Annotated in this window: 20 protein-coding genes; 4 read left to right on the plus strand and 16 right to left on the minus strand. The window is 58.6% G+C overall.

Going from position 1 to position 25,814, the window contains the following annotated elements; genetic code table 11:
• Window positions 1-106 precede the first annotated feature (106 nt).
• From GHO32_RS12770 to GHO32_RS12785, 4 genes are read left to right on the plus strand one after another with little or no spacing between them, the layout of a single operon-like run.
• Window positions 107-1,180 carry an efflux RND transporter periplasmic adaptor subunit gene (locus GHO32_RS12770; protein WP_153334760.1) on the plus strand — a complete coding sequence of 358 codons (1,074 nt, stop codon included), beginning with the start codon at window positions 107-109 and terminating at the stop codon, window positions 1,178-1,180.
• Complete coding sequence (locus GHO32_RS12775; RefSeq protein WP_153334728.1) at window positions 1,180-3,129, plus strand: MacB family efflux pump subunit; 1,950 nt, start codon at window positions 1,180-1,182, stop codon at window positions 3,127-3,129. The genes GHO32_RS12770 and GHO32_RS12775 overlap by 1 nt, the downstream gene beginning before the upstream one ends.
• The gene (locus tag GHO32_RS12780) at window positions 3,122-4,570 is read left to right on the plus strand and encodes a TolC family protein (protein ID WP_178113886.1); all 1,449 of its coding nucleotides are present in this window, start codon (window positions 3,122-3,124) and stop codon (window positions 4,568-4,570) included. Before GHO32_RS12775 ends, GHO32_RS12780 begins: the two co-directional genes overlap by 8 nt.
• Window positions 4,571-4,606: 36 nt before the next feature.
• Window positions 4,607-5,404 (plus strand): DsbA family protein, encoded by a 798-nt coding sequence (locus GHO32_RS12785; protein WP_153442848.1) that lies wholly within the window; start codon window positions 4,607-4,609, stop codon window positions 5,402-5,404.
• Window positions 5,405-5,443: 39 nt separating this feature from the next.
• Here GHO32_RS12785 and GHO32_RS12790 read toward each other — a convergent pair whose 3' ends face one another.
• The 16 genes from GHO32_RS12790 to GHO32_RS12865 form a co-directional block, all read right to left on the minus strand.
• Window positions 5,444-7,561, minus strand: coding sequence for a TonB-dependent receptor domain-containing protein (locus GHO32_RS12790; protein ID WP_153334731.1), 2,118 nt, complete (start codon window positions 7,559-7,561; stop codon window positions 5,444-5,446).
• Window positions 7,562-7,797: 236 nt separating this feature from the next.
• A complete protein-coding gene (gene nuoN / locus GHO32_RS12795) occupies window positions 7,798-9,267 on the minus strand; it encodes an NADH-quinone oxidoreductase subunit NuoN (RefSeq protein ID WP_048368558.1) in 1,470 nt (489 codons plus the stop codon).
• A 7-nt stretch (window positions 9,268-9,274) separates the two neighbouring features.
• Window positions 9,275-10,807, minus strand: a complete 1,533-nt coding sequence (gene nuoM / locus GHO32_RS12800) for an NADH-quinone oxidoreductase subunit M (RefSeq protein ID WP_048387732.1) — start codon at window positions 10,805-10,807, stop codon at window positions 9,275-9,277.
• A 38-nt stretch (window positions 10,808-10,845) separates the two neighbouring features.
• Window positions 10,846-12,699 (minus strand): NADH-quinone oxidoreductase subunit L, encoded by a 1,854-nt coding sequence (gene nuoL / locus GHO32_RS12805; protein ID WP_048368556.1) that lies wholly within the window; start codon window positions 12,697-12,699, stop codon window positions 10,846-10,848.
• Window positions 12,696-13,004: an NADH-quinone oxidoreductase subunit NuoK gene (nuoK, locus tag GHO32_RS12810; RefSeq protein ID WP_003446970.1), complete on the minus strand. Its 309-nt coding sequence runs from the start codon at window positions 13,002-13,004 to the stop codon at window positions 12,696-12,698. Before nuoK ends, nuoL begins: the two co-directional genes overlap by 4 nt.
• A gap of 1 nt (window position 13,005) precedes the next feature.
• The gene (gene nuoJ, locus GHO32_RS12815; RefSeq protein ID WP_048368555.1) at window positions 13,006-13,509 is read right to left on the minus strand and encodes an NADH-quinone oxidoreductase subunit J; all 504 of its coding nucleotides are present in this window, start codon (window positions 13,507-13,509) and stop codon (window positions 13,006-13,008) included.
• A gap of 9 nt (window positions 13,510-13,518) precedes the next feature.
• Window positions 13,519-14,067, minus strand: coding sequence for an NADH-quinone oxidoreductase subunit NuoI (gene nuoI, locus GHO32_RS12820; protein WP_016780194.1), 549 nt, complete (start codon window positions 14,065-14,067; stop codon window positions 13,519-13,521).
• A gap of 12 nt (window positions 14,068-14,079) precedes the next feature.
• Window positions 14,080-15,087: an NADH-quinone oxidoreductase subunit NuoH gene (gene nuoH / locus GHO32_RS12825; protein ID WP_048368554.1), complete on the minus strand. Its 1,008-nt coding sequence runs from the start codon at window positions 15,085-15,087 to the stop codon at window positions 14,080-14,082.
• The gene (gene nuoG / locus GHO32_RS12830; RefSeq protein ID WP_048368553.1) at window positions 15,084-17,798 is read right to left on the minus strand and encodes an NADH-quinone oxidoreductase subunit NuoG; all 2,715 of its coding nucleotides are present in this window, start codon (window positions 17,796-17,798) and stop codon (window positions 15,084-15,086) included. The genes nuoH and nuoG overlap by 4 nt, the downstream gene beginning before the upstream one ends.
• Window positions 17,799-17,931: 133 nt before the next feature.
• Window positions 17,932-19,287: an NADH-quinone oxidoreductase subunit NuoF gene (gene nuoF, locus GHO32_RS12835; protein WP_153334732.1), complete on the minus strand. Its 1,356-nt coding sequence runs from the start codon at window positions 19,285-19,287 to the stop codon at window positions 17,932-17,934.
• A complete protein-coding gene (gene nuoE, locus GHO32_RS12840) occupies window positions 19,284-19,781 on the minus strand; it encodes an NADH-quinone oxidoreductase subunit NuoE (RefSeq protein WP_048368551.1) in 498 nt (165 codons plus the stop codon). Before nuoE ends, nuoF begins: the two co-directional genes overlap by 4 nt.
• Window positions 19,782-19,783: 2 nt before the next feature.
• Entirely contained in the window at window positions 19,784-21,568 is a 1,785-nt protein-coding gene (gene nuoC, locus GHO32_RS12845) for an NADH-quinone oxidoreductase subunit C/D (RefSeq protein ID WP_048368795.1), read from the minus strand.
• A gap of 73 nt (window positions 21,569-21,641) precedes the next feature.
• Window positions 21,642-22,316 carry an NADH-quinone oxidoreductase subunit B family protein gene (locus GHO32_RS12850; protein WP_048368550.1) on the minus strand — a complete coding sequence of 225 codons (675 nt, stop codon included), beginning with the start codon at window positions 22,314-22,316 and terminating at the stop codon, window positions 21,642-21,644.
• Window positions 22,317-22,326: 10 nt separating this feature from the next.
• Complete coding sequence (locus tag GHO32_RS12855) at window positions 22,327-22,740, minus strand: NADH-quinone oxidoreductase subunit A (protein ID WP_003446990.1); 414 nt, start codon at window positions 22,738-22,740, stop codon at window positions 22,327-22,329.
• A 597-nt stretch (window positions 22,741-23,337) separates the two neighbouring features.
• On the minus strand, window positions 23,338-24,663 hold the full coding sequence (gene aceA, locus GHO32_RS12860) for an isocitrate lyase (protein ID WP_153334733.1): 1,326 nt from the start codon (window positions 24,661-24,663) through the stop codon (window positions 23,338-23,340).
• A gap of 233 nt (window positions 24,664-24,896) precedes the next feature.
• Entirely contained in the window at window positions 24,897-25,640 is a 744-nt protein-coding gene (locus GHO32_RS12865) for a secretin N-terminal domain-containing protein (protein ID WP_153334734.1), read from the minus strand.
• Between the last annotated feature and the right edge of the window lie 174 nt (window positions 25,641-25,814).

A 25,814-nucleotide genomic window follows, 5' to 3' on the forward strand; every position in this document is an offset into this window, starting at 1 on the left:
CTGAACAGTTGTCTAGCTGTATTTCTCAATGGTTGCACAGGAATAACCCCGGATGCTATCCAATACCTGTCGCTTAAAAAAAATAGCACTAACCGGGGGAGTCATAATGGGTCTGGCGGGCGTCATTGTTTGGTATTGCAGTGCAACGTCCACGCCAGACCACCCTCTTTTAACCGCCACAGTCATACGGCAAACCGTCGAAGAGTCGGTATTGGCCATTGGTGTACTTCAACCCATCCGCAAAGTGGATGTCGGTTCGCAAGCGTCCGGTCAACTCAAAAGGCTGTTGGTGCATCCCGGTGATCACGTGGAACAAGGCCAGTTAGTCGCTGAAATCGATTCGACCTTGTCCAAAAATGCCCTGCTGGATGCACAAGTGGCGTTAGGCAGCTTGGCCGCGCAAAAGCTTTCGGCCGCCGCACAGGTCAAGCGGGCGCGGCTGGCGCTGCGCCGCAATCAGGCCATGGCCCAGGAAAACGCAGTAGCGCCGCAGTCTGTGGAGTCGGCCGAAGCGGATCTGCAAGCGCAACAAGCGCAATTGGCGGTGGTCGATGCGCAAATTCATCAACAGCATATTCAGGTCAGCACGGCCCAGGCCAATCTGGGCTATACGCGGATTTTGGCTCCCGTCAGCGGTACGGTGGTGTCGGTGTCCACTCAAGAAGGGCAAACCGTTGCGGCGTCTTATGAGGTGCCGGTGATTTTGCAAATCGCCGACCTGAGCATCATGACGGTTCGGGCGCAAATCCCCGAAGCCGATATTGATCGCATGCGAGTGGGGTTGCCGGCGTGTTTCACCACGCTAAGTGGCACGCACACACGGTATTGCAGTGTTCTGAAAACAGTCGAGCCCGCCCCGGAAAAAATCAATAACGCGCTGTTTTTCAACGCTCTGTTCGATGTGGCCAACCCTGTCGCGGCGTTGCACCCCGACATGACCGCGCAGGTTTCAGTGCAGATTGCACAGGCTGACGATGCCTTGGTGATTCCGCTGACCGCTTTGGGCCGTGCCGTGCCGGATGGCCGTTATCAAGTCAAGGTACTCACTCCCCAAGGAAAAACAGAGCTGCGCGAGGTGAAAACGGGCATCGATAATGCCTTCAGCATTCAGGTGCTGGACGGGTTAACAGAGGGCGAGCAGGTCGTCTTGCCTGGCGATGATTGGCCCAGGACGCCGTAATGGAACGCCATCCGTTGCTCCGTCTGGTTAATGTATGCCGCTATTTTCAGGCCGGCACAGAGCCGGTTGCGGTGTTGAAGGACATCAACCTGGCTCTTTATGCGGGTGAGATGGTGGCGATTATGGGGCCATCAGGGTCGGGTAAATCGACCCTGATGAACATTCTGGGTTGCCTTGACCAACCCAGTTCCGGGCACTACCTGATTGACGAGCAGGATGTTGAACAACTGAACAGCGATGCCAGGGCTCAACTGCGCCGGGAGCGGTTGGGGTTTATCTTTCAGCGCTATCACCTCATCCCTTCACTGACGGTTCTTGAAAACGTCGCCGTGCCGGCTATTTATGCCCACATCGGGCGTGCAGAGCGTCATGCACGAGCGCGGCATTTGCTGCAGTTGCTGGGGTTGTCCCGCTTCGCCGGGCAAAACGTCACGCAGTTGTCAGGCGGGCAACAACAGCGGGTCAGCATTGGCCGGGCGCTGATGAATGGCGGGGATATCATTTTGGCGGACGAGCCCACGGGCGCCCTCGATAGCCAGAATGGGCAGGACGTACTGCTTCAACTCCAGGCCTTACACCGTCAGGGTCATACGGTCATTCTGATTACCCATGACCCGCGAATTGCCAGCTATGCCGAGCGCATTATCCAGCTGGAGGACGGTGCGATCATTGCCGACACTCGCAATGAGGCGGTGCAGTCCGTGTCGGCCGCTGTGCCCGACATGCCGCCCAGCCTCAAGCCCGCGCAGTATGCCTGGCTGTCCAGCTGGCAGGATGCCGTGTGGAGCGCCTGGCACTCACTGAGCGCACATCGGTTACGGACCTGCCTGACCTTGCTCGGCATTGTGATTGGCATCGCTTCAGTGGTGTCGCTCAATGCTGCGGGCGAAGGGGCCAGGCAGTACGTGCTGAACAACCTCAATACGCTGGGCAGCAATGTCATGACCGTGTACCCGGGACGTGAGATCGGGGATGACCGCGCCGCTGGAATCCGCTCATTGGTTCGCCGTGATCTTGCGGCACTGGCCAGCCTGCCGGGGGTGAAACAGGTGTCGCCCGCTATCACCACATCGTTGCGCATCCGCTGGCAGCGGGTCGATACCAATGCCGCGGTTAACGGCGTCAGCGACAGCGCCTTGAGGCTCAATAATCTGGCGCTGGTCAGTGGCCGCGGGTTATTGCCCCAGGACATCGAGCGCCAGTCGCAAGTGGTGGTGATTGATGACAATCTGCGTAAAAAGCTGTTCCCGCCCACCGTATCGCCAGTGGGGCAGGTGATTATCGTCGGCATGTTGCCGTGTGTGGTCGTGGGCGTGGTCCGTAGCCAAGCGTTGTTTTCCGACAATGTGCTGAGTTTGTGGATGCCGTGGACTACCGCAGGTTATCGGCTGCTCGGACAGAGCTGGTTCAACACCATCGCGGTGCATCTTGATGACGAGGCATCGACCGCGAACGTCGAACAGGCGATCCAGCACGTACTCATGCGTTTGCACGGGCGGCAGGACTTCTATGTCCGTAACTCGGAAGCCTTCGCGCAGTCGCTGAGTAAAACCAGTTTTGCCCTGACCCTCTTTTTGTCGCTGATTGCCTTGGTCTCGTTGGTGGTGGGCGGCATCGGGGTGATGAACATCATGCTGGTGTGTGTGGTGGAGCGCACCAAAGAAACAGGCATCCGCATGGCGGTAGGGGCCCGGCAGCGGGATATTCGGCGGCAGTTTCTGACGGAGGCAATTATTGTCTGCCTCGTGGGATCGCTGGTCGGGATCGTGTTGTCGTTCGCGCTGGGTTGGGGGCTGTCTTTGTTTACCCAGCAATGGCGCATGATTTTTTCGATGCAGACGTTACTCATCGCCGTCAGTTGCGCCGTGATTGTGGGGTTGCTGTCAGGCTGGCTCCCGGCTCGCAATGCGGCCCGGCTTGATCCGGCGCAGGCACTCACCCGTGAGTAGCCGACCAGTAGTGCCTCGTGCTTGTGCCCTGATACGCGGGGCAACGGCCCATTCGCTGACGGTTTTGGGTGGGTTGGTGGCACTGCTGCTGACAGGGTGCTCTTGGTTACACATTCCTGAAGCCGAGCCGCCTGTTGTCCCGGTACGTTGGCAATTTGCTGAAGCGCAGGCGTTGGCTAGCCAAAGTCGTATTCTCTTCTGGGAGTCTTTGGGCGATCCGCAATTGCCTGGCATTTTGCTGCAAGCCATGCGCGACAACGACGATATCAAGCTGGCCAGCCTGCAAGTCAAACTGGCCAGGGTGCAGGCCGCACTGGTTGCCACCAATGCCTGGCCAGGAGTGTCGCTTGGGGCCACTGCCGGACAGTCGCGTAACTTGACGGCACAAGGGGCTTACCCGCCGACCACGTCGAGTTCTGCCGGGCTGGGTCTTGGCGTTAATTACCAGGTGGATCTATGGGGTAATCAGGCAGCGCAACAAGAGGCCGCCGATATCAATGCGCAGGCCAGCGAAGCCGACTGGAACGCGGCACGCATTACCCTGCAGGTGTCGGTGGCACAACTATGGTGGCAATTAGGTTTTTTGAACCGGGTCATGAGCAACGCTTTAGCCGACCTGAATGAAGCCCGTACCACCCTCAAACTGGCCTCGGTGCGCTACGAGACGGGCGCAACAAGTCGCACCGACATGGTGTTCGCGCAGCAGGCCCTTGTGTCACAGCAAGTCTCGGTGGCCCAAAGCAGGCAGACCTTGATTGAGGCCCGGAGCGCTTTTGCGCTGATCATGGGGGCGACCCCCGAGCAAGCGTTTCCAGAACTCGAAGATTTGTTGAACACGCCGCTCCCGGTACCGCAGGCGGGAATTCCCGCAGAGTTGCTGGCGCGGCGCCCGGATGTGCATGCCGCAGAGCTGCGGGTACGCAGTTACCTGGCCAGTGCGCAGGCCACCAAGCTCAGTTTTTACCCGACATTGGCCTTGACCGGCAGTCTGGGCACCTCCAGTCCGACTTTGACCCAGTACCTGATCAATCCGGTGGTGGCTGTGTCAGCTGCTGTGACCTTGCCTTTTATCCAGTTCAATACGTTCCGGTTGAGTGTGCAAAGTTCACGTCTGGCCTATGACTCGGCGGTCATCAGTTTCAAGAAAACCTTATATACCGCCTTAAAGAACACTGAAGATGCACTGTCAGCACGTCAGCAACTGATGATTCAGGAACAGTACTTGCGTCAATACGTTGTGCTCTCGCGAGAAGCCGAGCGTTTGTCACAGGTTAGATGGCAAGTGGGCGAAACCGATATTCAACCGTGGCTGGATGTGCAAGCAACACGGCGTCAGGCCGAACTGTCATTACTGCAGAACACGTTGGCCAGAAAACAAAATGCAGCACAACTGTATGCCGCCCTGGGCGGTGATTACCAAGTCATAACCCGCACACCTTAATCCCGATAGTTCAACTCGCCAGAAAAGGAAAACACAATGAATAAGCACAGTTCTTGGTCATTTGCATTACTCCTGGGGTCGTTATTGTGCAGTGGGGCTGTGATCGCCAAAGATGAGAGTTCATTCACGGCTGAACAACGTGAAGACATTGGTAAGGTGGCGGCGCAGTACTTGGTGGATCATCCGGAATTTTTAATGGATGCCGCCCAGAACTTGAAAAAACAACAAGACGACGCCTTGCAGGAAAAAAGAGCGGCAGGCATTTTGAAAAATATATCGAGTTTGCTTCACGACCCTTCGACCCCTGTGGCGGGAGCGCCGAATGGTAGCGTGTTAGTCGTCGAGTTCTTTGATTATCAGTGCATCTACTGTGCGAAATCTTTTCCGGTGCTGGATGCTGTCATGAAGAAACAGCCGCAGGTGCGTTATGTCTTCAAAGAGTTCCCTATTTTTGGCTCCAACTGGCCAGCGTCTGTTCAGGCAGCTGAAATGGGCTTGGCTATTTGGAAAACTCAGGGAAGCGAGGCATACCTGAAATACCACGATGGTATTTATGCCACCGGCCACAATGAAGGCAAGTTGACGCAAGACGATATTAAACAAGTGATGCAAAAAAACGGTATTGCAGTTCCAGCTCCACAGATAGTTAAAGACATGGCGGCCGCAATAAAGAGTACTCAGGATTTAGCCCAGGAGTTGGGGGTACAAGGAACACCTATGTTTATGGTGATGCCGACCACCGGCGCATCCAAATCAACCATCTCAGTATTACCGGGCTTGGTGACAGAGGAAGTACTCACGGCCGCGATTGTCAAAGCCTCGGCACCTAAATAAATATACGAAGGGATTGGGCCCGGACGGCGGGCCCGCAGATTAACGAAAGCTGTACGAAACCCCGACGTAGGCGCCCCGGCCTTCGCCGGGGGTGGAGCGGGCGGGGTCTTGGCCTTTGTCGTCGTAGCCCGGCGTCACCGTGGCGGCGTAGCGCTCGCCGGTGAGGTTGCGCAGGTCGATCCAGGTCTGCCAGTCGCGTTTGGGGGAGGCATAGCCCAGCGTCGCGCCCCACAGCGTGTAAGACGATGCGTAGTAGGTGTTGGCATAGTCCACCGCCATGCGTGAGGCCACTTGGGTGTTGACCCCCGCGTAGAAGCCTTGCGGGTGGTCATAGCGGACCTCGGCCTGGTAGTAGTGCTGTGGGATGCCCGGCAAGCGGTTGTCACCAAAGCGCGAGTCATCGCGGTAATGGAAGTCGCTGAAGGTGTAGGCTTGACGCAACGACACGCTGCCCACGCCATCGCGCTGCCACAAGCGGCTATTGAGCCCGGCTTCAATGCCTTGGTGCACGGTCGGGCTGGCGTTGGACTCGCCGACAATCGGTGCCAGGTCAGCCGTGGCGGCTTGCAGCTCAACCGTCAGCAGTTCATGGCGCACGGCCGAGTAGTACCAGGCCAGATCCCATTGGCCGATCCCCGAATCGCCCCGTGTGCCCAGTTCAAGGGTGGTCGCGGTCTGGTTCTGCATGGCAATCGGGGTGCTTTGGCGCCCGGTGGCCGGACCGCTGCCCACCGGGAATACGTACGGCGAACTCCAGATCATCGACCACGGGTGCGGCGGCTCGACCGAGCGACTAAGGTTGCCGTACACCTGCAAGTGCGGGTTGAACTCATAGCGCAAGCCCAGGCGCGGCGCGTAATCCCAATCATGGCGGCTGACTTTGCCGCCGCTGTCGGGGTAGCTCACCTCGCTTTCGCGGCGGGTATAGATCAGCGCCATGCCCGTGGTCAGCCACAGGTCGGGCATCAGTTCCAGATCATTGCTGGCGTGCAGCACGCTGTCCGAACCCTGATAACTGAAGTCGCGCATTTTGGTGCCCGGCGCATAGCTGGCGGTATTGCCGCGCGGGATGCGCACGTATTCCGACGCGCCGCTGTTAGGCAAATGCTTGCTGCTGCGCAGACCCACCGTGGTTTTGCTTTCAAGGCCAAACAGGGTGTCGCGGCGCTTGTAGTTCAAGGTGCCGCTGACGTCGGTGTAGGCAACCTTCAGCCGGTTGGGCCCCTCACGCAGGTCCATGGGGTAGTCGTGGTATACCAGCCCGACTTCCAACTGCGAATCATCGTCCAGGTACAGCGTGGTTTTGTTACCCAACCAGGTGCTGCCGGGTTGCGGGCGTGTGTAGTCGCCGCTCACATACGCCGGATTGGCAGCGCGTGGATGATGCTTGATTTGTTCTTTGGTGACCCGGCCTGCGAGCTCGTTATCGGTTTCGCGATAACGCAGATAAAAGCGCGTTTCCAGTTGCGGGCTGAAACGATAGCCAATATTGGCCGCGAAGCCTTTGCTGTTGCCTGACGTGTGGTCTTGATAGCCGTTGGTCTCAGCGTCGTTGAGCGATACGTAGTAGTCCAGATCGCCCAATACTTGCCCGGAACTGATCTGGCGTTTCTGGTAGCCGTAACTGCCTGTTTCATAGCGCACTTGCAGGGGCGCGGCGTCATAGCCGGTGTGGGTGACGTAATTGATCGAGCCGCCCAAGGCCAGCGCGCCGACATCAAAACCATTGGCTCCGCGCAACACCTCAGCACGGCTCAGCCACAACGGCTCGAACAGCTCATAGGGCGTACCGCCGGGGCCGGTCAGCGGCAGGCCATCAAACATCACATACAGGCCCGAGCCGTGGGCGCCGGGCGCGCGGTTGATGCCCGAACCGCGCACCGAGACCTTGGTGCCTTCATTGCCGCCTGATTGGGCATACACACCGGGTTGATACGCCAACACATCACTGTTGGTCGCGACGCGGCCTTGTTCGACCGCGTTAATGTCGATCACATTGCTGGCGCCGGGCACCTGCTTGAGCGCCTCCTGTGCGGCTTGCAGGTCGCTGCTTTCGTCACTGCGAACCTGAACCTCACCCAACTCCAGCGGGTCAGCATAAGCGGGCGCAGCGCAGACAAGCGCCAAAGGCAGAAACGAAGACAAGGCAGATCGCATTAACAGGCATTCCAGGACGATGGGCGGGCGGCGCGCCAGCCTATACAAGCCCGTAATCACTCGCAACTGTCAGACAATCACAGCCCCCCCTAAACCGTAGGAGCGAGCTTGCCTCGCGATCTTTTGATCTTTAAAAGATCGCGAGGCAAGCTCGCTCCTACAGGGGCTGGCAGGATCAAAAAAAATACCCCGTGAAGGCCGGGCCTTCACGGGGTATCGGGACAACCGTTTAACGCTTAACCGTGCAGGTACAGCGTTGCGTGTTGCACCAGTTCCAGCATCGGTTGTGGGTACACGCCCAGTACGAATACCAGAATCGAAACCGCCAGCAGCATCACGCCACCTGCCTTCTGCTCCCAGTTCAGCGGAGCATCGTGGCGATGCAGTTTCGGCTCGACCAGGTACAGGGTCACCATCACACGCAGGTAGTAGAACACGCCAATGGCGCTACCCAGGATCAGGGAACCGACCAGCCACCATTGGTGAGCTTCAACGCCGGTCGCAATGATGTAGAACTTGCCGATAAAGCCAGCGGTCAGCGGGATACCGGCCAAGGACAGCATCATCACGGTCAGTACGGCGGTCATGTAAGGACGGCGCCAGAACAGGCCGCGGTACTCGTACAGTGCGTCTGCGTCACGGCCTTTGTACGGCGACGACATCATGGTAATGACGCCGAACGCACCGAGGCTGGTGAGCACGTAGGTGATCAGGTACACGCCGATCGCTTCAACGGCCATGCCTTTGCTCGCAATCAGGGCGATCAGCAGGTAGCCAAAGTGGGCGATGGACGAGAAACCCAGCAGACGCTTGAGGTTGTTTTGGGTCAGGGCCAGCAGGTTACCGAACAGGATCGAAGCAATCGCGATCACGGTCAGTACGTCGCTCATCACACCGGTAGTCGCGGCCGGGGAGATCTGGAACAAACGCACGATGACGGCAAACACGGCAACTTTCGAAGCGGTAGCCAAGAAAGCCGCCACAGGCGCCGGAGCACCTTCGTACACGTCTGGGGTCCAGAGGTGGAACGGTACCAGCGACAGTTTAAAGGCCAGACCCACCAGCATCATGCCCAGACCCAGCTGTGCGATGGCGCTTGGCGCGCCAGTCGACGCCAGGGCGTGGCCGATACCGCTGAAGCTCAGGCTACCGGCTTCGGCGTACAGCAGGGCCATACCGAACAGCAGGAACGCAGAACCTGCAGCCGACAGCACCATGTACTTGATACCGGCTTCCAGCGAACGCTTGTTAAAGAAGGCGTAAGCCACCAGGCCGTAGACCGGAACCGAGAGCAACTCCAGGCCGATGAACAAGCCCGCCAGGTGTTGCGCGCTCACCAGCACGATACCACCAGCCGCAGCCAGCAGGATCAGCAGGTAAAGCTCTTCGCGGTTGCCCGGGTAGCCGGTGCCACCTTCGCCCAGGTAAGCATGGGCGAGGGTGACGCAGGCCAGCGTCGAGACCAGGATCAGCCCGGTGTACAGATAGGCAAAGTTGTCCATCATCAACAGCGGGGTGACAGCCAGCGGTGCCACTTTTAATGCCGGGAAAATCGACAGCAGTGCCAGGTTAAGACCCGCCACCGAAAGCAGGAAGGTCTGTGAGTGGTTGCGGCGCCACGCGATTGCCAGCATCACCACCACAACGGTGAGGCTGGTAATCAGCAGTGGAGCAAGCGCGATAAAGTGTTGGATCGTGAATTCCATAGCGCTCTTACCGGGCCGAAGCGAGTTGAGTGAAGGCGGTGCCGAGCCATTGCTGCACGCCATGCATGGTCGCAGCAGAGGTATCGAGGAACGGTTGTGGGTACACGCCGATGAAAATCAGCAGTACCGCCAGACCGAGCACCATGATCAGTTCACGAGCATCCATGCCGGCCAGTACCGCGTCCGACTTGGACGGGCCGAAGTAGGCGCGGTGAATCATGATCAGCGAGTAAACCGAACCAAACACCAGACCGGTTGTTGCAATGGCCGTGACCCAAGGGAAGCTGGCGAACGAGCCCATCAGAATCAGGAACTCACCCACGAAGTTACCGGTGCCTGGCAAGCCCAGCGACGCGGCAGCGAAGAACAGGCTGATGGCCGGCAGGTAAGCGATCTTCGACCACAAGCCACCCATTTCACGCATGTCACGGGTGTGCAGGCGCTCGTACAGTTGGCCGCTGAGGATAAACAGCGCTGCTGCCGAAACACCGTGCGCGAGCATCTGGATCACTGCACCTTGCAACGCCAGCAGGCTGCCGGAGTAGATGCCGATCAGAACGAAGCCCATGTGCGAAACGCTGGAGAACGCGATCAGACGCTTGATATCGGTTTGTGCGAAGGCCAGGAAAGCACCGTAGAAAATCCCGATCAGACCCAGGGTCATGGCAATCGGCGCAAACTCGGCCGAGGCATTCGGGAACAGCGGCAAGGCGAAACGCAGCAGACCATAAGCAGCGGTCTTGAGCAGGATACCGGCCAGATCGACCGAACCTGCGGTAGGTGCCTGGGCGTGAGCGTCCGGCAACCAGGAGTGGAACGGTACAACCGGCAGTTTCACCGCAAAGGCAATGAAGAAGCCAAGCATCAGGATGTACTCGGTGGTGAGCGACATCTTGGTTTTCAGCAACTCGGCATAGCTGAAGGTCAGCACACCGGTTTCATTGTAGTTGACCAGCACCAGGCCCAGGATCGCCACCAGCATGATCAGGCCGGAAGCCTGAGTGAAGATGAAGAACTTGGTCGCGGCGTAGATACGGGTTTTCTTGCCGTCGGACGAGCTGTGACCCCAGAGCGCGATGAGGAAGTACATCGGCACCAGCATCATTTCCCAGAAGAAGAAGAACATGAACAGGTCGATGGCGAGGAACACGCCCACCACGCCGCCCAGGATCCACATCAGGTTCAGGTGGAAGAAGCCCACGTGACGCTGAATTTCTTTCCAGGAACACAGTACCGACAACACGCCCAACAGGCCGGTCAGCAGGATCATCAGCAGCGACAGGCCGTCCAGCGCCAGGTGCACGCTGATGCCGAAGCGCTCGATCCAGGTGTGCTGGAACTCAAGCGCCCACGCCGGGGCAGCGCCCGGGTTCGGTGCCAGATGGTAGTCCCCGTGCGCCCACAGCCAAAGGCCGAGGGCAAGTTCGAGGGACATGGTCAGCAACGCAATCCAGCGTGGCAGGGTAGGGCCGAAGCGCTCACCCAGCCAGCACAGCAGGCCGCCGATAAAGGGGATCAGGATTAGCCAAGGCAGAATCATGACGGGCTCAATTCCTTTCGCAATGTCGAAGGTTCATATCAGACCGCTACCAGTACGATGGCGCCCATGACCAGTACAGCACCGGCGGCCATGGAAGCAGCGTACCAACGCAGTTGACCGGTTTCGCTGCGGCTCAGGGCGTTATGCCCGGCCTTGGCCATCTGCGGGATCAAACCAATGGTCTGGTCCAGCGGATCTTTGCGCAGCACGCGGCAGATCAACAGGTACGGTTTGACGAACAGTTTGTCGTACAGCCAGTCGAAGCCCCAGGCAGCGAACCACCAGGCCGAGAGGAAGCGACCGATGCCGCTATTGGCAACAGCGGTAACGAAACGACGTTTGCCCAGGTACAGCAGGGCCGCGAGCAGGATACCGGCCAGGGCGATAGCGCCCGAGGCGATTTCCAGGCTGTGTTTGGCTTCGCCGCCTGCATGGCCAACGCTTTGTGGTAGTACGCCAGCCAACGGAGGCGTGATCAGGGCGCCGATGAAGGTCGACAGCACGATCAGGATGCTCAGTGGCAGCCAGTAGGTAACGCCGTGGCCTGCGTGGGCTTCAGTCTTGGCTTCACCGTGGAAGGTGACGAAGATCAGACGGAAGGTGTACAGCGAGGTCATGAACGCACCGGCCAGACCGGCATACAGCAGACCGCTGTGACCGCTGGCGAAGGCTTCCCAAAGAATTTCGTCCTTGGAGTAGAAGCCTGCTGTCAGCAATGGCAAGGCCGACAAGGCCGCGCCGCCGACGATGAAGCTGGCGTAAGCCAGTGGCAGTTTTTTCCACAGGCCGCCCATCTTGAAGATGTTCTGCTCGTGGTGGCAGGCAACAATCACCGCACCCGATGCAAGGAACAGCAGGGCCTTGAAGAAGGCGTGGGTCATCAGGTGGAAAATCGCCCCGTCCCAGGCGCCAACGCCCAGCGCCAGGAACATGTAGCCGATCTGGCTCATGGTCGAGTAGGCGAGGATACGTTTGATGTCGGTTTGAACCAGCGCTGCGAAACCTGCCAGCACCAGTGTCACACCGCCGACGATGCCGACCAGGTGCAGCACTTCAGGGGCCAGGGTGAACAGGCCGTGGGTGCGCGCGATCAGGTAAACACCGGCGGTGACCATGGTTGCGGCGTGGATCAGTGCCGAAACCGGTGTCGGGCCCGCCATCGCGTCTGCCAACCAGGTTTGCAGGGGCAATTGCGCCGACTTACCGACCGCACCGCCCAGCAGCATCAGGGTCGCCAGAACGATCCAGAAGTCACCGGCCTGGAATTTCTGCGGCGCCAGCACCAGCAGTTCCTGAATGTTCAGCGTGCCCAGTTGCTGGAACAGGATGAACAGGCCGATGGCCAGGAACACGTCACCGATACGGGTCACGATAAAGGCTTTGAGTGCGGCGTTACCGTTGTTGCGGTTGCTGTAGTAGAAACCGATCAACAGGTAAGAGCACAGGCCCACGCCTTCCCAACCGAAGTACACGAACAGCAGGTTATCGGCCAGGATCAGGAACAGCATGCTGGCGATAAACAGGTTGGTGTAGGAGAAGAAGCGCGAGTAGCCGTCTTCACCGCGCATGTACCAGGAGGCAAACACGTGGATCAGGAAGCCCACGCCGACAACAACGCCGAGCATGGTCACTGCCAGGCCGTCGAGGTACAGGGTGAAGCTAGGCTTGAAGTCGCCTACCGACATCCACTGCCACAGCACTTGGCTGTAGTGGCCGCCTTCAGGTGGCGCAACGTTGAATTGCCAGATCACGTACGCGGCAACGATGGCCGACAGGCCAATGGAGCCGACGCCGATCAGTGCCGAGAGGTTTTCGCTGAAACGTCCACGGGAGAACGACAGCAGCAAAAAGCCGATCAGGGGGAATACGAAAGTCAGAAAGAGAAGGTTCATCCGCGCATCTCACTGGCAGCATCGATATCAAGCGTGTGGAAGCGGCGATACAGTTGCAGCAGGATCGCCAGGCCAATACTGGCCTCGGCAGCTGCCAGGGTGATCACCAGGATGAACATCACTTGTCCATCCGGCTGCGCCCAACGTGCACCGGCCACAATGAACGCCAGTGCAGCGGCGTTCATCATGATTTCCAGACTCATCAATACGAAGAGAATGTTACGGCGAACCATCAGTCCAACCAGACCGAGGCAGAACAGTACGCCTGCTACCGCAAGCCCGTGTTCCAAAGGTATTCCAGGCATCTTATTGCTCCTTCGCCTCAGTGCGGCCCAAGTGGAACGCCGTCACCGCTGCAGCCAGCAGCAGCATCGAGGCGAGTTCGACCACCAGCAGATACGGGCCGAACAGGCTGATGCCCACGGCTTTTGCATCAATGGTGGTTTGACCGATAGCTGCGCCGCTCTGGTGAGCGAACAGCACATACAGCAGTTCAGCCAGCAGCAAGGCCGACAGAATGCTCGGGCCAACCCATATGCCGGGCTTGAGCCAGTGGCGTTCTTGCGTCACCGAGGCCGGGCCCTGGTTGAGCATCATCACCACGAACACAAACAGCACCATGATGGCACCGGCGTAGGCGATCACTTCGAGCACACCGGCAAACGGTGCGCCGAGGCTGAAAAAGGTCATCGCCACGGCAATCAGCGAAATAATCAGGTAGAGCAGGGCGTGCACAGGGTTGGTGTTGGTGATCACGCGTAGCGTGGACACGACAGCGACACCCGATGCGAAATAGAAAGCGAATTCCATCGTTCTTCCTTAAGGCAGCAAGCTCTTCACGTTGATCGGCTCGGCTTCGTTCTGGGCAGCGCCTTTCGGCTTGCCTTCTACGGCCATACCCGCAACACGATAGAAGTTGTAATCAGGGTTCTTGCCCGGGCCGGAGATCAGCAGATCTTCCTTCTCGTAGACCAGATCCTGACGTTTGAACTCGGCCATTTCGAAATCCGGTGTGAGCTGGATCGCGGTGGTCGGGCAGGCTTCCTCACACAGACCGCAGAAAATGCAGCGTGAGAAGTTGATGCGGAAGAACTCCGGGTACCAACGGCCATCTTCGGTTTCGGCTTTTTGCAGCGAGATGCAGCCCACCGGGCACGCTACGGCGCACAGGTTACAGGCTACACAACGCTCTTCGCCGTCCGGGTCGCGGGTCAGGACGATTCGTCCACGGTAACGCGGTGGCAGATAGACCGGTTCTTCCGGGTATTGCAGCGTGTCACGCTTGCGGAAGGCATGGCCAAACACCATCACCAAGCTGCGAAGCTGGGTGTAGGTGCCATGCACGATGTCAAACAGGTACTTGAACATGGGTCTCTATCCTCACTGAACCGCGACTGCAGGCGTGTTCATCAACACGATTGCAGCGGTTACCAGCAAATTGATCAGGGTCAGCGGCAGGCAGAACTTCCAGCTGAAATCCATCACTTGGTCATACCGTGGACGCGGAATAGAAGCGCGCAGCAGGATGAAGATCATGATGAAAAACGCGGTCTTCAGGGCGAACCAGATAAACGGGATCTGCGGCAGGATGCCGAAAGGCCCGTGCCAGCCACCGAAGAACAAAGTCACCAGCAACGCCGAGATCAACACGATCCCGATGTACTCACCGACGAAGAACATGCCCCATTTCATGCCAGCGTATTCAATGTGGTAACCATCGGCCAGTTCCTGTTCTGCTTCCGGCTGGTCGAAGGGGTGACGGTGAGTCACGGCCACGCCAGCGATGAAGAAGGTCAGGAAACCGAAGATCTGCGGAATGATGAACCACAGGTTCTGCGCTTGGTATTCAACGATGTCGCGCATGTTGAACGAGCCAACCTGCACCACGATGCCCATCAGCGACAGGCCCATGAACACTTCGTACGACACGGTCTGCGCCGAAGCACGCAAGCTGCCGAGCAGGGCGAACTTGTTGTTGCTGGACCAGCCAGCGAACAACACCGCGTACACCGACAGACCGGCCATGGCGAAGAAGAACAGGATACCGATGTTCAGATCCGCCACGCCCCAGGTCGGGGTGATCGGGATAATCGCAAAGGCGATGAGCAAGGCGCTCATGGCCACAACCGGTGCCAGGGTGAAGATCATCTTGTCGGCAAACGGAGGGGTCCAGTCTTCCTTGAAGAACATCTTGATCATGTCAGCGGCGATCTGAAACGCGCCGAACGGGCCTACGCGGTTCGGGCCGTAACGGTCTTGCCAGAGGGCGAGCAAACGACGCTCGACCCAGCTCAACAGTGCGCCGCACACCACCACGGCGAGCAGGATCACGATGGCCTGCACCACCGTGATGATCACGTCGATCACTTCAGGCGTAAACCAGCTCATTGGGCTGCCTCCTGCAAACCGTCAACGGTAAGGCCAAAGATAGCGGGCGGAATACCTGGCAGACCGGCTGGCAATGCCACCAGACCTGCACCCAGCTCTTCGTTGATACGCAGCGGCAGACGCAGGGTCAGGCCGGCAACGTTCAAGCTCAGCAGCGCGCCGTCGTTGACACCCAGACGGTCGGCTTCGGACTTGGCCAGGGCCACGTAGGCGGCAGGGATACGCTCTTGCACCGGCGCGGCTTTCGAAGAGTTCTCTTCGCTGCCCAGCAGGTGATAGAACGGCACCACTTGCCAGGTGCCACGTGCCGGGTTGAACGCGCCCGGAATGTTGGCGGACCAGCTCAGTGCATCACCTTTGCTTTCGATCAGGCGGGTGCCCGGATCGCCAGCGCGGATATGACCACCGACTTCGTCCTGGAACTTGTTCCACGCTTGTGGCGAGTTCCAGCCCGGCGACCAGGCGAACGGCACTTGTTTACGCGGTTCTACCGAGCCCGAGTAACCTTCCATCGAGAACGCGAACGCGGTGTCCGGGTCTTGTGGAATACGTGGCTCGTGCACGCTGATGTTGGCGCGCATGGCCGTGCGGCCGCTGTAACGCAGCGGTTCACGGGCCAGTTTCAGACCTTTGATACGGAACGCAGCGGACGGCGCAGCATCAACGATCTGGGCCAGTTCCGGGGTGCTGGCGGCAGTGGCTTGAGTCACGTGGTCGAGCAGGGTCCAGTCAACCGGCTTGTTCAGCAGGGTGCTGCGCAGGGCGTGCAGCCAGCGCCAGCCTTCGTGGATCAAAATGCTCGAATCCAGGTAGCGCGGCTCGTAGACCTGGAAGAAGCGCTGGGCGCGGCCTTCCTGGCTGACCAGAGTACCGTCGCCTTCGGCGAAGCTGGCCGCTGGCAGAACCAGGTCAGCGCGGTCTGTGGTCGCAGTTTTTTGATGGTCGGCAACGATGACGACTTTGGCTGCGTCCAGTGCCGCATTGACCTTGATCGCGTCAACACGGGTGAACAGGTCGTTTTCCAGCACCACGATGGCATCGGCTTTGCCGTCAATAACGGCTTGCAGCGCCGCATCAACCGAATCACCGCCGAGCATGGCCAGGCCGAGGCTGTTGGCTTCTGGCACCACCAGGCTGATGGAGCCGGCTTTTTCACGCAGGTGCAGGGCCTTGGCGATGTTGCCTGCGGCTTCGATCAGGGCCTTGGAGCCCAGCGAAGTACCGGCTACGATCAGTGGGCGTTTGGCCGCGAGCAGGGCATCAGCGATGCGCTGGGCCAGCTCAAGGGCTTCGGCGTCCAGGCCCGGTACGGCCGGAGCACTGGCGTCGATGGCGTGAGCCACGGCGAAACCGATGCGCGCCAGGTCTTCCGGGGCGGCGTGTACACACTCTTCAGCCACGTCATCGAGCTTGGTTTCAGCCAGGCTGGCGATAAACAGCGGGTTCAGCGCGTGCTGGCCGATGTTTTTCACCGCAGCGTCGAGCCAAGGCTGAACGCGCATGGCGTCGGCCATGTCTTCAGCTTTGCCCTTGACCGATTGACGCAGCGACAGCGCCATACGGGCGGCGGTCTGGGTCAGGTCTTCACCCAGTACGAACACGGCGTCGTGATCTTCGATCTCGCGCAGGTTAGGCACAGGCAACGGGCTGTCTTTCAAGACTTGCAGCACCAGACGGATGCGCTCCAGCTCAGCGGCTTCGATGCCGGAGTAGAAGTGCTCGGCGCCGACCAGTTCAAGCAACGCGTAGTTGCTTTCGAGGCTGGCACGTGGCGAACCGATCCCGACGATGTTGCGACCGCGCAGCAGTTCGGCCGCTTTGTCCAGCGCCGCGTCCAGGCCCAGCTTGGTGCCGTCGGCCAGCAGCGGCTGACGTGGGCGGTCGGTGCGGTTGACGTAGCCATAGCCGAAACGGCCACGGTCACACAGGAAGTACTGGTTCACCGAACCGTTGAAACGGTTTTCGATGCGGCGCAGCTCGCCATAACGTTCGCCCGGGCTGATGTTGCAGCCGCTGGAGCAACCGTGGCAGATGCTTGGCGCGAATTGCATGTCCCACTTACGGTTGTAGCGCTCGGAGTGAGTCTTGTCGGTGAACACACCGGTCGGGCAGACCTCGGTAAGGTTGCCGGAGAACTCGCTTTCAAGCACGCCGTCTTCAACGCGACCGAAGTACACGTTGTCGTGAGCGCCGAACACACCCAGGTCGGTACCGCCTGCGTAGTCTTTGTAGTAGCGCACGCAGCGATAGCAGGCGATGCAGCGGTTCATCTCGTGAGCGATGAACGGGCCGAGTTCCTGGTTCTGGTGGGTGCGCTTGGTGAAGCGATAACGGCGCTCGTTGTGGCCGGTCATCACCGTCATGTCTTGCAGGTGGCAGTGACCGCCTTCTTCGCACACAGGGCAGTCGTGCGGGTGGTTGGTCATCAGCCATTCGACGACGCTGGCGCGAAACACTTTCGCTTCTTCGTCTTCGATGGAAATCCAGCTTCCGTCAGTGGCCGGGGTCATGCAGGACATGACGATACGACCACGGGTGTCGTTCTCGTCGGTGTACTGCTTGACTGCGCACTGGCGGCAGGCGCCGACGCTGCCCAGGGCAGGGTGCCAGCAGAAATACGGAATATCGAGTCCTAGCGACAAACAGGCCTGTAACAGGTTGTCTGCCCCATCGACTTCGAGCTCTTTGCCGTCTACGTGGATAGTGGCCATGGTTCAAAGTTCTTCGTTGGCCCGGTGTCAGCGGGCGTGGCTAATGGAATCTTGTTATGCGTTCGAATCAACACAGCCTTTACGGCGTCATCGAACGATCAAAGGGTGGTACGGACCACCCTCAGTCAAAGCGTTACGCGCCGATTACAATCGGGCGAGCCAGCGGTACGGCGCCAGGTTTTGCTTGCGCAATACCGGCTTCGAACTCTGGACGGAAGTACTTGATCGCGCTGCCCAATGGCTCCACGGCGCCCGGTGCGTGAGCACAGAAGGTTTTGCCTGGGCCGAGGAAACCGACCAGACCCAGCAGGGTCTCGATATCGCCGGGGTGACCTTCGCCTTTCTCCAGGGCCATCAAGAGCTTGACGCTCCATGGCAAACCATCACGGCAAGGGGTGCAGAAACCGCACGATTCACGGGCAAAGAACTGTTCCATGTTGCGCAGCAGGGAGACCATGTTGACGCTGTCGTCGACCGCCATCGCCAGGCCCGTACCCATACGGGTACCGACTTTGCCGATGCCGCCGGCGTACATTTGTGCGTCCAGGTGCTCTGGCAGCAGGAAGCCGGTACCGGCGCCGCCTGGCTGCCAGCACTTGAGCTTGAAGCCGTCGCGCATGCCACCGGCGTAGTCTTCGAACAGCTCGCGTGCGGTGATGCCGAACGGCAGTTCCCACAGGCCAGGGTTCTTCACTTTGCCGGAGAAGCCCATCAGCTTGGTGCCGTGGTCTTCGCTGCCTTCGCGGGCGAGGGATTTGTACCAGTCAACGCCGTTGCCAATAATGGCCGGTACGTTGCACAGGGTTTCTACGTTGTTCACGCAGGTCGGCTTGCCCCATACGCCCACAGCGGCCGGGAAGGGCGGCTTGGAACGCGGGTTGGCGCGACGGCCTTCGAGGGAGTTGATCAGTGCGGTTTCTTCGCCGCAGATGTAACGCCCGGCGCCGGTGTGCACGAACAGTTCGAAGTCAAAGCCCGAACCGAGGATGTTCTTGCCCAGCAGGCCGGCTGCCTTGGCTTCTTCGACCGCACGACGCAGGTGCACGGCGGCGGTGGTGTATTCACCACGCAGGAAGATGTAGCCACGGTAGGTTTTAAGCGCGCGGGCACTGATCAGCATGCCTTCGATCAGGAGATGGGGCAGTTGCTCCATCAGCATGCGGTCTTTCCAGGTGTTGGGTTCCATTTCATCGGCGTTACACAACAGGTAACGGATGTTCATGGATTCGTCTTTAGGCATCAGACCCCACTTCACGCCCGTGGGGAAGCCCGCACCACCACGACCCTTGAGGCCCGCGTCTTTCACGGTCTGGACGATATCGTCCTGCGCCATGTCCGCGAACGCCTTGCGCGCCGCCGCGTAGCCGTCTTTGGCCTGGTACTCGTCGAGCCATACCGGCTCGCCGTCGTCACGCAGGCGCCAGGTCAGCGGGTGGGTTTCTGCCGAGCGCGCAATGCGGTTGGCAGGGCCGAAAGAAGTCAGGGTCATGGGTAGCCCTCCAACAACGTAGCGACGCCAGCAGGCTGCACGTCACCGAATGTGTCGTCGTCGATCATCAACGCCGGCGCCTTGTCGCAGTTGCCCAAGCAGCACACCGGCAGCAGCGTGAAGCGGCCGTCCGGAGTGGTCTGGCCCAGGCCGATGCCCAGTTTGCTCTGGATTTCGCCGACCACGGACTCGTGGCCACCGATGTAGCACACCATGCTGTCGCACACGCGAATGATGTGGCGGCCGACCGGCTGACGGAAGATCTGGCTGTAGAACGTGGCCACGCCTTCAACGTCGCTGGCAGGGATGCCCAGCAGTTCGCCGATGGCGTATACCGCGCCATCCGGCACCCAGCCGCGTTCCTTCTGAACGATCTTCAGGGCTTCGATCGACGCTGCGCGCGGATCTTCGTAGTGATGCATCTCGTGCTCGATGGCCGAGCGCTCGGTTTCGCTCAGGGCGAAACGGTCTGTCTGGATAAGCGTGCTGTTCATGCTTAGCGGTCCACGTCGGCCATAACGAAATCGATACTCCCCAGGTACGCAATCAAGTCCGCGACCATTTCGCCTTTGATCACCGAAGGGATCTGCTGCAAATGGGCGAAGCTTGGGGTGCGAATCCGGGTGCGGTAGCTCATGGTGCCGCCATCGCTCGTCAGGTAGTAACTGTTGATGCCCTTGGTCGCTTCGATCATCTGGAAGGATTCGTTGGCCGGCATGACCGGGCCCCACGAAACTTGCAGGAAGTGCGTGATCAAGGTCTCGATGTGCTGCAGCGTGCGCTCTTTAGGCGGCGGCGTGGTCAGCGGGTGATCCGCCTTGTACGGGCCGGCTGGCATGTTGCGCATGCACTGCTCGATGATTTTCAGGCTCTGACGCATTTCTTCGACGCGCACGATGCAGCGGTCGTAGGCATCGCCATTGGCTGCCAACGGGACTTCGAATTCGAAGTTCTCGTAGCCGGAGTACGGGCGCGCTTTACGCACGTCGAAGTCGCAACCGGTGGACCGCAGGCCAGCACCGGTGACGCCCCATTCCAGGGCCTCTTTGGTGTTGTACTGGGCGACGCCGATGGTACGACCACGCAGAATGCTGTTGTCCAGCGCGGCTTTTTGGTACTCGTCCAGACGCTTGGGCATCCACTCGACGAATTCCTTGACCAGACGCTCCCAGCCATTTGGCAGGTCGTGGGCAACGCCACCGATGCGGTACCAGGCCGGGTGCAGACGGAAACCGGTGATGGCTTCGATCACTTTGTAAGCGCGCTGACGGTCGGTGAAGGTAAAGAACACCGGGGTCATGGCGCCCACGTCCTGGATGTAGGTACCCAGGAACAGCAGGTGGCTGGTGATACGGAAGAACTCGGCCATCATGATGCGGATGGTGTCGACCCGGTCCGGCACCTTGATCCCGGCGAGCTTCTCGACCGAGAGCACGTACGGCAGGTTGTTCATCACGCCGCCGAGGTAGTCGATACGGTCGGTGTACGGGATGAAACTGTGCCAGGACTGGCGCTCGGCCATTTTCTCGGCACCACGGTGGTGGTAGCCAATGTCTGGCACGCAGTCGACGATCTCTTCGCCGTCCAGTTGCAAGATGATACGGAAGGCACCGTGAGCCGAAGGGTGGTTCGGGCCCAAGTTGAGGAACATATAGTCCTCGTTTTCGCCGGAACGCTTCATGCCCCAGTCTTCGGGGCGGAAGCGTGCGGCTTCTTCTTCCAGCTGCACTTTGGCCAGGGTCAGGCTGTACGGATCGAACTCGGTCGCACGCGCCGGGAAGTCCTTGCGCAGCGGGTGACCTTCCCAGGTCGGCGGCATCATGATGCGCGACAGGTGCGGGTGGCCTTTGAAGTCGATACCGAACATGTCCCAGACTTCACGCTCATACCAGTTGGCGTTTGGCCAGATACCGGTGATGGTCGGCAGGCTGAGGTCGCTCTCGGACAAGGCAACCTTGATCATTACGTCACTATTACGCTCAAGCGACATCAGGTGGTAGAAGACCGTGAAGTCTGCACCCGATGGCAAGCCCTGACGCTTGGTGCGCAGACGTTCGTCCACACCGTGCAAGTCATAGAGCATGACGTAAGGTTTTGGCAGGTTGCGCAGGAAGGTCAGTACTTCAACCAGTTTTGCGCGGGTAACCCAAAGCACCGGCATGCCGGTGCGTGTGGCCTGTGCGGTGAACGCTTCAGGGCCAAAACGGGTATTGAGTTCGACAACCACATCCTGGTCGTCAGCCTTGTAAGGCGGGATGTACAGAGCGGAGCCTGTAGTCATGGTTTTTTATCGCTTTCGTTCAACGTAAAGAATGAAGCCAGTGTTTCGTTCTATTTATAGAAGCGGCGCTGGATCAGACTTCGTCGGGGCTGCGCAGGTTAGTGACCTGAATACGCTGTTCGCGGCGCTGTTCCTTTTGGGACGGCATCTCGGCGCGGTACACGCCTTGTTCACCGACAACCCAGGAAAGTGGGCGACGCTCCTGGCCAATCGACTCTTGCAAGAGCATCAAGCCTTGCAGGAAAGCTTCTGGGCGGGGTGGGCAGCCTGGCACGTAAACGTCCACGGGCAGGAACTTGTCGACCCCTTGAACCACGGAGTAGATGTCGTACATGCCACCGGAGTTGGCGCAAGAACCCATGGAGATAACCCACTTAGGCTCAAGCATTTGCTCATAGAGACGCTGAATGATCGGCGCCATCTTGATGAAGCAGGTACCGGCAATAACCATGAAATCCGCCTGACGCGGCGATGCCCGGATCACTTCGGCGCCAAAGCGCGCGATGTCGTGGGGCGCCGTGAAGGCGGTGGTCATTTCCACGTAGCAGCACGACAAGCCGAAGTTGTACGGCCACAAGGAGTTTTTACGCCCCCAGTTGACCGTGCCGTTCAGCACGTCTTCCAGCTTGCCCATGAAAATGTTTTTGTGGACTTGATCTTCTAACGGATCGGCAACGGTTTCCCGATTGCCGATCGGGTATTGCTCGTTAGGAGCATCCGGGTCGATCCTGGTGAGTTCGTATTGCATTGCCAAAGCCTCATTGTTTCAGCTTGGCCTGCCGCTTACGACGAGCTTCCGGTGCCCAATCAAGAGCACCCACCCGAAATAGGTAGACAAGGCCTGCCAACAGAATTGCTATGAAAACGAGAGCTTCGACGAATCCGGTCCAGCCGCTTTCGCGAACAGACACAGACCATGCAAAGAGAAAGAGGGCTTCGATATCGAAGATCACGAACAGCATCGCGACCAGATAGAATTTTGCAGAGAGCCGCAAGCGGGCGCCACCGGTAGGCAGCATGCCGGACTCGAACGGTTCGTTTTTGCTGCGGCCCCAGGCTTTTGACCCAAGGAGGCTGGAGACGCCGAGCATGAAGGCACAGAGGCCGACAACGCCGAGAAGGAAAATGGCAAAGCCCCAGTTGTGGGCTATGAGTCCTGTCGCTTCGGGCATGCTGGAAATCCTTAACAGAGAGCAAAGGTCTCTGAGCTTAAAAAGGTAATAAAGCAGTGACGATATGTCGCAGCGCTATTGATTGCCGGGATTTTATGGCTAAACACCCAGCAAGTAAATTTTCTAAGATGAATTAATTCAATCCTTTAGTGGTATAGCACTCCTCAAAGTCTGCGCAGGCCTTGTGTTCCGTGGATTACAGCGTGTTTCAATGATTATGTTTTACGGCGCAGGTAATCAACAAAAGCAACTCTAAATGATAATTAATATCGTTTAAGTGCTGCGATGTTGTGACGCAGTACGGTTAACCCATTGAACTTGGCTTATATAGACGCACTTGGCAAGTTTTGAACTTGGCTTTGTAACCTGCTTCACGTTTCAGTTTATGGATCTGGGTCATGGTTTTGGTGGATCGGCCTGATCCCCTCTGATCCCGTAGTCGCTGCCGAGGCACGAAGGCTGCGAACTCTTGATCGTCATGGCTGCTTATAAACAGCTCGCAGCCTTCGTGCCTCGGCAGCGACTACAAAGATGAGCGATATCCACACAAAAAAACGCCCCGAACCAGTCGGGGCGCCAATCACTGAGGAACAGCTATCAGTGGAACTGTTCTTCTTCGGTCGAGCCGGTCAGGGCGGTTACCGATGAAGAGCCACCTTGAATAACGGTGGTCATGTCGTCGAAGTAGCCGGTGCCCACTTCTTGTTGGTGCGCCACGAAGGTGTAGCCTTTTTCTGCGTCAGCGAATTCCTGCTCTTGCAGTTTCACGTAGGCAGTCATGTCGTTGCGGGCGTAGTCGTGCGCCAGGTTGAACATGCTGTGCCACATGTTGTGAATACCGGCCAAGGTGATGAACTGGTGCTTGTAGCCCATTGCCGAGAGTTCGCGCTGGAACTTGGCGATGGTCGCGTCGTCCAGGTTTTTCTTCCAGTTGAAGGAAGGCGAGCAGTTGTACGACAGCAGTTGGTCCGGATATTCCTTTTTGATCGCTTCGGCAAAGCGGCGTGCTTCATCCAGGTCTGGTTTGGCGGTTTCACACCAGATCAGATCGGCGTAAGGAGCGTAGGCCAGGCCGCGGGCAATCGCTTGGTCCAGGCCTGCACGGACTTTGTAGAAGCCTTCTTTGGTGCGCTCGCCAGACACGAACGGCTGGTCGTACGGGTCGCAGTCAGACGTCAGCAGGTCTGCGGCGTTAGCGTCGGTACGGGCCAGGATGATGCTCGGTACGCCAGCCACATCAGCAGCCAGGCGCGCAGCGGTCAGCTTTTGTACGGCTTCCTGGGTAGGCACCAGTACTTTGCCGCCCATGTGGCCGCATTTTTTTACCGAGGCCAGTTGGTCTTCGAAGTGAACGCCGGCGGCGCCAGCTTCGATCATGTTCTTCATCAGTTCGTAAGCGTTCAGTACGCCGCCGAAACCGGCTTCAGCGTCCGCCACGATAGGGGCGAAGTAGTCGATGTAGCCTGCGTCGCCCGGGTTTTTGCCGGCTTTCCACTGGATCTGGTCGGCACGACGGAACGAGTTGTTGATGCGCTTGACCACGGTTGGAACCGAGTCCACCGGGTACAGCGACTGATCGGGGTACATGGATTCAGCAGAGTTGTTGTCTGCTGCCACTTGCCAACCCGACAGGTAGATAGCCTGGATGCCGGCTTTAACCTGTTGAACTGCCTGGCCCCCGGTCAGGGCGCCCATGCAGTTGACGAAATCTTTCTCAGGACGGAAGGACGGGTGTGCGCCCTGTGTCACCAGTTTCCACAGCTTGTCAGCGCCCAATTTTGCAAAGGTGTGCTCGGGTTGAACCGAACCACGCAGGCGGACCACGTCAGCAGCGGAATAATCGCGTTTCACGCCTTTCCAGCGTGGGTTTTCGGCCCAGTCTTTTTCAAGGGCTGCAATTTGCTGTTCGCGTGTCAGTGCCATGGAGATAAACCTCGTCGCATAGGTCTGGGTTGAAAAATTTTGCTCCACCAGCACACAGCAATTGTGTTTGTGTAAGTGCGTGAATGGCTGCTCGCCAAGAGGCATCCAGGGCCCTTTTCCGGGGCTCTGATTGGCGGGAGCGGGGCCATCATGCCTTTGCATTTTTGTGTCGTCAAACACTTTGTAGTGCTTTTTTTGCAGCACTACATATTTAGTCTAATACGACCCATCAGTCAGTTTTGGGTCCTTTGGTCGAGAGTGTTGACTTTGACCCGTACCGTCATGTCGTTGCGCCCTTGAGTAGAGTAGGTAAGGGTTGTAGCGTTATTTTCGGTCTGGCTCTGGTTGCTGCTGCCTGCCACGGTGATCCACTGACCGAGGGGGCCGCTGATCTGTGTGTTGGCATTTTGCATGTTCACTACATCGGGGCGTTCCTGACTCATGGTGTCCAGGTGCGTGCTAATCGCGAGGTGTACCGTTTCACCTGTGACGGTGGCGGTGACGAAAAATCCTTGGGTGACATCGCGGTATTCGGTCTGAGTGAGCAGTCGGCCATAGGCGTCTGTCTGGGTGCTGGTGAGGGGCACGCTCTGGCCGATCTGAATTTGTGCGGGGACACCTTCAGTGGCCTCGATTTGCTGAATGCCGCCTTCACGGCTGGCGGTGCTGATCACGCGGGTGTCTGAACTGGATTCGGGCAGGCTGTTGTCGCGGGTATCGACCGTAATCAGCAAGCGCTTGGCGGGGGTGTCGAGTTGCGCCAGCAGGTTTTCCAGGTTTTGAATTTTCGAGGGGGCTGCTTCGACAATCAGTTGGTTGCCATAGGCGCTGACTTTCCCGTTTTTACCGATAAAGTTCTGCGCAATCGGCAGTAGATCGGCGCTTGTGCGGTTTTGTAAGGTAATGACTTTGGTATCGGCCAGTGCGCTCATGCTGAAGACCATGAGCAGGCTGGCGATGAAGGGGCGTAGGGACATGTCCGTTATCTCCGCAATACGTAAAAGTATCTGCGGAGTGTGGCAGATAGCAAAACGCCCTGCGATCCGAAGATGGCAGGGCGTTTTGTTGTAACGCATGTGGGAGCGGGCTTGCTCGCGATGCAGACGACTCATTCTTTCTGCAAAGCAGCGTTATCCGTATCGCGAGCAAGC

Origin of the sequence: Pseudomonas sp. FSL R10-2189 (assembly GCF_009600325.1) — a bacterium.
Classification (GTDB): Bacteria; Pseudomonadota; Gammaproteobacteria; order Pseudomonadales; family Pseudomonadaceae; genus Aquipseudomonas; species Aquipseudomonas helleri.